The sequence below is a fragment of the Micromonospora sp. NPDC051924 genome, from assembly GCF_055586005.1.
In genome coordinates this window covers 176,896-185,345 of sequence record NZ_JBVJJA010000007.1, presented here as the reverse complement: position 1 = coordinate 185,345, position 8,450 = coordinate 176,896, and the positions used below count along the sequence as shown (strand labels likewise).

General features: G+C 73.5%; 8 protein-coding genes. 3 read left to right on the top strand and 5 right to left on the bottom strand.

From position 1 onward, the window contains the following. Window positions 1-88 precede the first annotated feature (88 nt). The 3 genes from ACZ6S5_RS08245 to ACZ6S5_RS08235 all read right to left on the bottom strand — a co-directional run bounded on the left by ACZ6S5_RS08245 (window position 89) and on the right by ACZ6S5_RS08235 (window position 2,927). The gene (locus tag ACZ6S5_RS08245) at window positions 89-661 is read right to left on the bottom strand and encodes a hypothetical protein (protein ID WP_465999023.1); all 573 of its coding nucleotides are present in this window, start codon (window positions 659-661) and stop codon (window positions 89-91) included. A gap of 158 nt (window positions 662-819) precedes the next feature. Continuing rightward, on the bottom strand, window positions 820-1,779 hold the full coding sequence (locus ACZ6S5_RS08240) for a tRNA (adenine-N1)-methyltransferase (protein ID WP_465999021.1): 960 nt from the start codon (window positions 1,777-1,779) through the stop codon (window positions 820-822). Further along, window positions 1,776-2,927 carry a M50 family metallopeptidase gene (locus ACZ6S5_RS08235; RefSeq protein ID WP_465999105.1) on the bottom strand — a complete coding sequence of 384 codons (1,152 nt, stop codon included), beginning with the start codon at window positions 2,925-2,927 and terminating at the stop codon, window positions 1,776-1,778. Before ACZ6S5_RS08235 ends, ACZ6S5_RS08240 begins: the two co-directional genes overlap by 4 nt. A 72-nt stretch (window positions 2,928-2,999) precedes the next feature. Here ACZ6S5_RS08235 and ACZ6S5_RS08230 point away from each other — a divergent pair, with 72 nt between their 5' ends. From ACZ6S5_RS08230 to ACZ6S5_RS08220, 3 genes are all read left to right on the top strand, one after another. Next, entirely contained in the window at window positions 3,000-3,911 is a 912-nt protein-coding gene (locus ACZ6S5_RS08230) for a RecB family exonuclease (RefSeq protein WP_465999019.1), read from the top strand. A gap of 76 nt (window positions 3,912-3,987) precedes the next feature. Continuing rightward, complete coding sequence (locus ACZ6S5_RS08225; protein WP_465999017.1) at window positions 3,988-5,181, top strand: sensor histidine kinase; 1,194 nt, start codon at window positions 3,988-3,990, stop codon at window positions 5,179-5,181. Between the two features lie 20 nt (window positions 5,182-5,201). Continuing rightward, window positions 5,202-5,888: a response regulator gene (locus ACZ6S5_RS08220; protein WP_465999015.1), complete on the top strand. Its 687-nt coding sequence runs from the start codon at window positions 5,202-5,204 to the stop codon at window positions 5,886-5,888. Between the two features lie 28 nt (window positions 5,889-5,916). Here the strand turns inward: ACZ6S5_RS08220 and ACZ6S5_RS08215 are convergent, their stop codons facing one another. Next, the gene (locus ACZ6S5_RS08215; RefSeq protein ID WP_465999013.1) at window positions 5,917-8,004 is read right to left on the bottom strand and encodes an amylo-alpha-1,6-glucosidase; all 2,088 of its coding nucleotides are present in this window, start codon (window positions 8,002-8,004) and stop codon (window positions 5,917-5,919) included. Continuing rightward, window positions 8,001-8,378: an SCP2 sterol-binding domain-containing protein gene (locus tag ACZ6S5_RS08210; RefSeq protein ID WP_465999011.1), complete on the bottom strand. Its 378-nt coding sequence runs from the start codon at window positions 8,376-8,378 to the stop codon at window positions 8,001-8,003. The genes ACZ6S5_RS08215 and ACZ6S5_RS08210 overlap by 4 nt, the downstream gene beginning before the upstream one ends. Window positions 8,379-8,450: the final 72 nt, after the last annotated feature.

Sequence of the window (8,450 nt, the reverse complement as noted above, 5' to 3'; positions counted from 1 at the left end):
GGGGGGGGGGGGGGGGAGGGGGGGGGGGGGAGGGGGGGGGGAGGGGCGGGCGCCCGCGCCCCCCCCCCCCCCCCCCCCGCTTCCGTTCTCACAGCACGGGACGACCGACCACCGAAGCGACAAGTCGGGCGAACTCCTCCAACCGGGCGATCTGCCCCGCCCCGCCGTCGTCCAGGGTCTTGCCGAAGCGCAGCGCGTCGTGCCGGGGCGCGCCGGCCATCTCGTCGCCGGGTGGCGCCTCGTCCAGCGAGGTGAGCAGCAGGTAGACGTCGATGCTGTCGACCCGGACCGCACCGTTGTCACTGCGGGTGAGTCGCCGCCGGCACCCGACCTCGGTGACCGTGGAGACCGGCACCACCCGCAGCGACGAGGTCATCGAGCCGGGCGGCCCCTCCCCCGGCGGCACGTCCTCGCCGTGCCAGAGGATCAGCCGGCTGCCGTCGCAGACGACGACCTCCTGCCAGACGCCGTTGACCTCGTTGACGAAGCGTTCCAGGGTGAAGCCGAGCACGGAGGCCCCGCGCAGCACGCCGCCGAGGGCGTCCAGGGCGATGTCGGGGTCGCGCAGGTAGGCCCGGGCCGCCGACTCCAGGTCGGCGTAGGGCGACCAGTCGGGGAAGACCGCGGGCAGGTCGCCGTTGCCGTAGCCGGGACTGCTCACGCCGTCGCCTCCCGGTGTTCCCGCCGCTGCCGGTCCCGCCCGGCGGGGTGCCCGCCGCGCGCCCCGATCCGTCCGCTCATGCCACCGTCTCCGCCCGTCCGGTGTCGTCGCCGCCGGCACACATGATCCACCCGCTCATCCCCGTCCGTGCCGCGGGGTCACGGCTGATCCAGCGCCTGCTCCGCCTCGGCCGCCGCCTGCCGGGCCGCCTCCGCCTCCCGCAGCGCCTGCCGGCGCTGGACGTACGCCTCGGTGCCCTTGCTCGGCTTGCGCCGCCGGGGCGGCGCGGTGACCCCGGGGGCGAGCTTGCGCGCGGAGACGAGGAACGCCGTGTGCGCGATCATGCGGTGGTCGGGGCGGACGGCCAAACCCTCGGCGTGCCAGTCCCGCACCAGCGACTCCCAGGCGCGCGGCTCGGTCCAGCCGCCGCGCTCGCGCAGCGCCTCGACCAGCTCGGACAGCTGCGGGGTGGTGGCCACGTACCCGATGAAGACGCCGCCGGGGACGAGCGCCCGCTCGACCATGTCGAGGGTCTCCCACGGGGTGAGCATGTCCAGGATGATCCGGTCGAAGCCGGTCTCGGGGCACTGGGCGACGTCACCGACGTGCAGCCGCCAGGCCGGATGCGGGCCGTTGAAGAACGCCTCGACGTTGCGCCGGGCGATCTGGGCGAAGTCCTCGCGGACCTCCCAGGAGTGCAGCTCGCCCTCGGTGCCGACGGCGCGCAGCAGGGAACAGGAGAGCGCGCCGGAGCCGGCGCCGGCCTCGAGGACCTTCGCACCGGGGAAGATGTCGCCCATCGCGACGATCTGCGCGGAGTCCTTCGGATAGATCACCTGAGCGCCGCGCGGCATGGAGAGCACGTAGTCCGACAGCAGCGGGCGCAGGGCCAGGAAGGCGGTGCCGCCGCCGGCGGTGGTGACCACACTGCCGTCGGGCAGGCCGATCAGCGTGTCGTGCTTGAGGATCCCCCGGTGGGTGTGGAACTCCTTCCCGGGCTCCAGCGTCACGGTGTGCATCCGCCCCTTGGGGTCGGTCAGCTGCACCCGGTCGCCGGGGCGGAACGGCCCCCGGTGCACGGGGGGCAACGCCGGGACGGTGGAGGTATCTGCGGTCACGTGTTCGTCTTCCGTTTGGGTTCCAGGAGCTGAGCCAGATCCGCGATGTGCAGGACGCCGACGACATCTTCGCCTGCCGTCACGACGTACTGTGCGCCCGGGTGGGTGCGGACGGTCTCCATCACGTGCTCGCCGTCCGCGCCGACCGGCAGCGCGGGCAGGTCGTCCAGGTCGCGGGAGACCGCGTCCACCGCGAGCCACGGCCGCCGCTCCGGGGGTACGGCCTCGGCGCGGGCCGGGTCGACCAGCGCGACCGGCCGGCCTGCGCCGTCGACCACGGTGAGCGCGGGCCGGGGAGCGGGAATCTCGGCGCGCCGGCGCTGGGCCTCCGCCAGCGGGGTGCCGCTGGGCACCGGAAGCAGCGGGCGGGCGAGCCTGGCCAGGTCGACCAGCGGGAGCCGGCGGCTGATCCGGGCCAGCCGGATGGACTGGCCGGCGCCGCGCCAGAGGGTGACGGCGACGAGCAGCATCAGCGGCAGGGCCAGCGGGGCGATGGCCCGGCGGAGGGTGAGCAGGACCACCAGGGCCAGGGTGGCCACGGCGACGGCCCGGCCGATCCACCCGGCCACCTCGGTGCCCCGGTGCCGGTCCCGGGTGAGCGCCCATACGGCGGCGCGCAGCGCCCGGCCGCCGTCCAGCGGCAGCCCGGGCAGGCTGTTGAAGACGGCGACCACGACGTTGCACACGGCGAGCTGAAAGGCGAGCTGGTGGGCGAGGGTGCCGGCGGGCAGCGCGACGGTGGCGGCCACGGCGGCCACGCCGAGCACCGCGGAGACCGCCGGGCCGGCGAGGGAGACCAGCAGGTCGATCTTCGGGCTGGGGGCGTCCCGGTCCATCTCCGTGTAGCCGCCGAGCAGTTCCAGGGTGATCCCGCGCACACCGATGCCGTACCGGCGGGCGGTCAGCGCGTGCCCCAGCTCGTGCAGCAGCACCGAGCCGAGCAGGGAGACCGCGAAGCCGAGGCCGACCAGGTAGCCGCCGAGATGACCGAGGTCGAGCTGGCGCCGGGCCAGAGCCGCGTACAGGATGGTGACGACCGCGGTGAGCAGCAGCATCGAGGCGTCCACCCGCAGCGGCACGCCGCCCACCCGGGCGACGGTCAGCCGGGTACGGCGCCGCGGCCGGGTCCTCTGCTCCACCGGGTCGATGCTACGCGGGGCGGATCATGCTCCGGTGCGGCGACGACGGCCCTGTCACACCGGTGCCCTAATCTTCCGGACATGACGGCGGAACCGGTGATCGACGCGCAGCAAACCCCGACGGTGGTGACGCCGCCCACGGTGCGGGCGTCGTTGTCGCCGTCGCGGGCGGCGGACTTCAAGACCTGCCCGCTGCTCTACCGTTTCCGCAGCATCGACCGGCTGCCCGAGCGGCCGACCGTGGAGCAGGCCCGGGGCACGCTGGTGCACGCGGTGCTGGAGCGGCTGTTCGATCTGCCGGCGGCGGCGCGGACCCCGCAGTCGGCCGGCGATCTGGTGGCCCCGCAGTGGGACCGGCTGGTCACCGAGCAGCCGGAGCTGGCGACCCTGTTCGCCGAGGGCGACACCGCTCCGGTGGCCGAGTTCCTCCGCTCGGCCGCAGGGCTGCTGGAGGGATACTTCGCGGTGGAGGACCCGCGCCGGCTGGAGCCCGCCGAGCGGGAGGCGTTGATTTCCGCGGTGGTCGACGAGGAGCTGCTGATCCGGGGCTACCTGGACCGGCTCGACGTGGCCCCGGACGGCGCGCTGCGGGTGGTCGACTACAAGACCGGCGGCGCGCCGCGGGAGGCGTTCGAGGCGCGCGCGCTGTTCCAGCTCAAGTTCTACGCCCTGGTGCTCTGGCGGACCCGGGGTGTGGTGCCGCGGGTGCTGCGGCTGCTCTACCTCAAGGACGCCGAGGTCTGCGACTACACCCCGGACGCCGACGAGCTGGTGCGGTTCGAGCGCACGGTGGTGGCGCTGTGGCAGGCGATCGAGCAGGCCACCGCGCGGCAGGACTTCCGACCCCGGCCCAGCCGGCTCTGCGACTGGTGCAGCCACCAGGCGCTCTGCCCGAGCTTCGGCGGCACCCCGCCGCCGTTCCCGGCCGCCGGCCCGGGTGACCCGCTGACGGATGCCCGGTCCCGGCCGGTCGCCCCCGGGGCGGACGAGTGACCCTCCTCCCTGAGGAGGAGGCGGGGTTCGGCGTCGGCGACGACGGGTCGCGCCGGTCGGTGGCTACCGTCGTGGCATGACCAACCGGGCGCGGGCGTGGGCCCGCCGACACCCGCTGGCGACCGACGCCGGCTTCGCGGTCGCGCTGGTGCTGGTGGAGGCGGCGTTCCTGCTCCTCGCCCCGCGCGAGCTGCGGCCGGCGCAGCTCTGGTCGGCGCTGGGCTGGAGCGCGCTGTCCGCCGCCCCGGTGGCGGTCCGCCGGGTCGCGCCGTGGCCGGCGGTCGCGGCCGCCGTGGTCACCCTGGCCGTGCTGGCGCCGCTGCGGCACACGCCGGCCACCCAGGGGCTGACCTTCGTCGTGCTCACCTACACCATGGCGGCGCACCGGCGGGCCCGCTCCGCGGCGCTGGCCGCGGCACTGCTGTGGCTGCCGGTGCTGCTGGTCAACCTGCTTGCCCCGCCGGCGAGCGTGGTCCGGGTCGGCCCGGCGCTCCTGGTGCTCAACAACGTGCTCACCGCGGCCGTGGCGTACGCGGTGGGACGGGCGGTGCGGGCCCGCCGGCAGTCGACGCGGATGCTGCGAGAGCGGGCCCGGATCGCCGAGGCGACCCAACGGTCCCTCGCCGAGCAGGCCGTCGCCGACGAGCGGCGGCGCATCGCCCGCGAGCTGCACGACGTGGTGGCCCACCAGGTCAGTGTGATGGGCGTGCTGGCCACCGGGGCACGCCGGGTGCTGCGCCGGGATCCGGATGCCGCCGAGGAGGCGATGGCCACCGTCGAGGAGACCGGCCGGGCCACCCTGCAAGAGCTGCGCCGACTGCTGGACGTGTTGCGCACCGACGCCGAGGCGGACGCCGACCTGGCCCCACAGCCGGGGCTCACCGGCATCGAGGCCCTGGTGGAGCAGGTGCGGGAGGCCGGGTTGCCGGTGACGCTGCGGGTGGACGGCGTCCCGACGCCGCTGACCGAGGGCGTGGCGCTGGCCGTCTACCGGGTCGTCCAGGAGGCACTGACCAACACGCTCAAGCACGCCGGTCGGGCCACTGCGCTGGTCCGGCTCACCTGGACCGACGGCTTCCTGGCGGTCGAGGTGACCGACACCGGCCGGGGCCCGGCCCCGACGGCCGGCCGGATCGGGCACGGCCTGGTCGGGATGCGGGAACGGGTCGCCCTCTACGGTGGGATGCTGCGGACCGGCCCGCGGCCGGGCGGCGGCTTCCGGGTTTACGCGCGGATGCCGCTCGAGTTCGCCGGGACGGTCCCGGCATGAGCGCCGACGGGGGAGGACGGATGACCGACAGCACGGCCAGGGCACGGCCGGTCCGGGTCCTGCTCGCCGACGACCAGCCGCTGCTGCGTACCGGCTTCCGGATGGTGCTGGGCACCGAGGACGACCTGGACATCGTGGCCGAGGCCGGGGACGGTCTGGAGGCGGTGGAGCTGTCCCGCCGGCTGCTGCCGGACGTGGTGCTGATGGACATCCGGATGCCCCGGATGGACGGGGTGGCGGCGACCCGGGCGATCGTGGACGCCCGGCTGCCGGTGCGGGTGCTCATCCTCACCACCTTCGACCTCGACGAATACGTGGTCGGCGCGTTGCGGGCCGGGGCGAGCGGCTTCCTGGCCAAGGACGTGCCGGCCGAGGACCTGGTCACCGCGATCCGGACGGTGGCGGCCGGGGAGGCGGTGGTGGCGCCGCGGATCCTGCGCCGGCTGCTGGACCGGTTCGCGGACGCGCTGCCGGACCCGACGGCCACCCCGGCGAAGGCGTTGAGCGCGCTCACCGACCGGGAGCGCGAGGTGCTGGTGCAGGTGGCGCGGGGACTGTCCAACGCCGAGATCGCCCGGGCGCTGTCGGTCAGCGAGACCACCATCAAGACCCACGTCGGGCACGTGCTGACCAAGCTCGGGCTGCGCGACCGGGTGCAGGCCGTGGTGCTGGCGTACGAGACGGGCCTGGTCCGCCCCCGACAATGACCTCCCGTCCCAGGTGGCCGGGGCACGGTCAGGGTGGCGACGTCGCCGGGCTCGGCTGCGGGCCGCACTCTTCCTTCCGCCGCCCCAGGCTGCCGATGGCGTCGACCCGGCCCCATCGTCCCGGAATGTCGAGCAGTTCGACTCGGCCGAACCGCTCGGGCACCGCCGGCTCGACCACCAGGTCCTCCCCGTACGGCTCGAGGCCGAGCAGGGTGCGCACCAGCAGCAGCGGCGCTCCGGTGGTCGCCGCCTGCGGGCTGTTGGCAGCCGGGTACGAGACCGGATGCCCGGTCAGCTCACGGTCGAAGCCGCCGAAGGCCTCCGGCAGGCGACCCTGGAAGTGGTGGGACGCGTCGATGATCCCCTCGGCGATGCGTCCCGCCTCGCCGGTGAAGCCGTAGCGGCGCAGCCCCCAGGCGATGACCGAATTGTCCCACGGCCAGATCGCACCGATCTGGTAGCCCAGTGGGTTGTAGCACCCCTCCCCCTCGGCCAGGCTGCGCACCCCCCAGCCGGAGAAGAGTCGAGGACCGAGCAGGTGTCCGGCGATCTTCGCGGCACGCGAGTCGTCGACGATACCGCTCCACAGCAGGTGGCCGATGTTCGATGAGAGGGCGTCGACCTGGCGGCCGTCGCCGTCGAGGGCGAGGGCGTAGTACTCGCCGTCGGCGACCCAGAAGTCCCGGTTGAAGCGCTCCTTGAGCGCGGCCGCCTCCCGTTCCAGCCGGTCGGCGTAGGCGGGGTCGTTCCAGAACTGGCGGGCCAGCCGGGCGCCGCGGATCTTCGCGTCGTACGCGTAGCCCTGCAGCTCGCAGGTGGCCCGGGGCAGGGCGGCCAGCCTGCCGTCCCGGAAGCAGATCGCGTTGGCAGACTCCTTCCAGCACTGGTTCTCCACCCCGGTCTCTTCGTTGCGGCGCTGGTACCAGACGTAGCCGTCGCCCATGATGTCGCCGTACTCGTCGATCCACCGCAGGGCCGCCCGGGCCTCGTCCTCGAATTCATGCACGAGGGCGGCGTTGCCGGTCCAGCGCTCGTACTCGTCGAGCAGGATCACGAAGAGCGGGGTGATGTCGGCGGCTCCGTAGTAGGGCGTCTGCGGTCGTTCCTCGAACGCGGCCAGTTCGCCGTAGCGGAACTCGCGCAGGATCTTGCCCGGTTCCTCGTCGCGGAGGTCGTCGAGCACGGTGCCCTGGTCGATGGCGAGTATCCGCAGGGTGGCGACCGCGAGATCCGGTGCGAACGGCAAGGCCTGCAGGCTGGTGAAGATGGATTCACGGCCGGTGACGGTCGCGCCCCACGGCAGGGCCGCCGCGGGCAACGCCTCGGTCGGCACCGCCAGCGACGAGAACCGCAGCGCGGCAAGATCAACCAGAGAGCGACGATACGTCCGCTCCAGCGGCTGCCAGTCGCACGTCAGCTGCGGAGCCTCGCCGAGCCACTGCTGCAGGTCCGACTGAAGCTGGTTCCGGTCGCGCGGGCGGCGGCCGGGATGAACATGGTCCCGGACGTCCTGACCGTCCGGGCGCAGCACCACGCCTCGGATGTGCAGCGTCGTCGTCCACTGTCGGTGGGCGGCGATCCGGATGTGGTACGTCAGCCCGCGTTCGTCGACCTGCGCCGGCTCGGTCGTGGAGATGACCGTCTCGCGCCAGAACTTCTCCCGCCGGTAGCCGAGATGCAGGCGCCCGTTCTCGACTCGCTTGTACAGCCGGCCCGCCGGCGTACGCCCCTGTCCGGCCAGGCCCAGGGGGACGAAGTCGCAGTCCGCGTCGACGCGGACGGTCAACTCGGCCGGTTCCCGGGAGTGGTTCAACACCGTCAACCGCTCCTCGAAGCTGCCGGCCACCGACCTCTCCCGGATCACCGACACCTTGGCATCGACGTAGTGGGTGGGCGCTCCCGGCACGAGAAAGAAACGAACCTCGAAATAGGACGAGTCATCCCTGGTCAGCGCGCTCACCCGTTCCCCGTTGATGGTCAGCCGCCACACCGACAGGAACCGGGTGTCGAACGAGAAGAACCCGGACGGGATGCCGGGCGTGGCTTCCATGTCGCCACGGCCGTCGCTCAGCACGAAGACGTTGCCGTCGAGGATCCGGACGAGGTCGGTCTTCATCGGCGACCTCCGCGGTCACCGACGACGTCCCGCGGATGCCGCGCCCTGGGGGGAGGTGCGAAGAGCCGCTCCAGCAGGACGATGAACCGGAACTTCCCCTCACTCGTGATCTCGTTCCGCAGCCACGCGGGGATCGGCTTGGCTTCGCCACGAACCATGCGGTCGAAGAAGGCGTCCTCGGCATGGATGACGGTGTCGGCATCCCCGTTTCGCTCCGAGACGCGGACGGCACCTCCGCGGATCTCCACGAGCCAGTGGTCGACCCCCTGGTCGTGGGCCAGATCGAACCGAATGGTGCCGTTCGTCTTCTTCAGCAGGCGTTCGTGGCCGTGGCGTTCGAGCGCGTCAAAGAACTTCCGGGCCGTCTCCGACATGGCACCACCCCCCGCAGACATCCGGCGGTCACCAAGCAGCATCACTCGGAACGGGGCGCCGCAACCTCACCC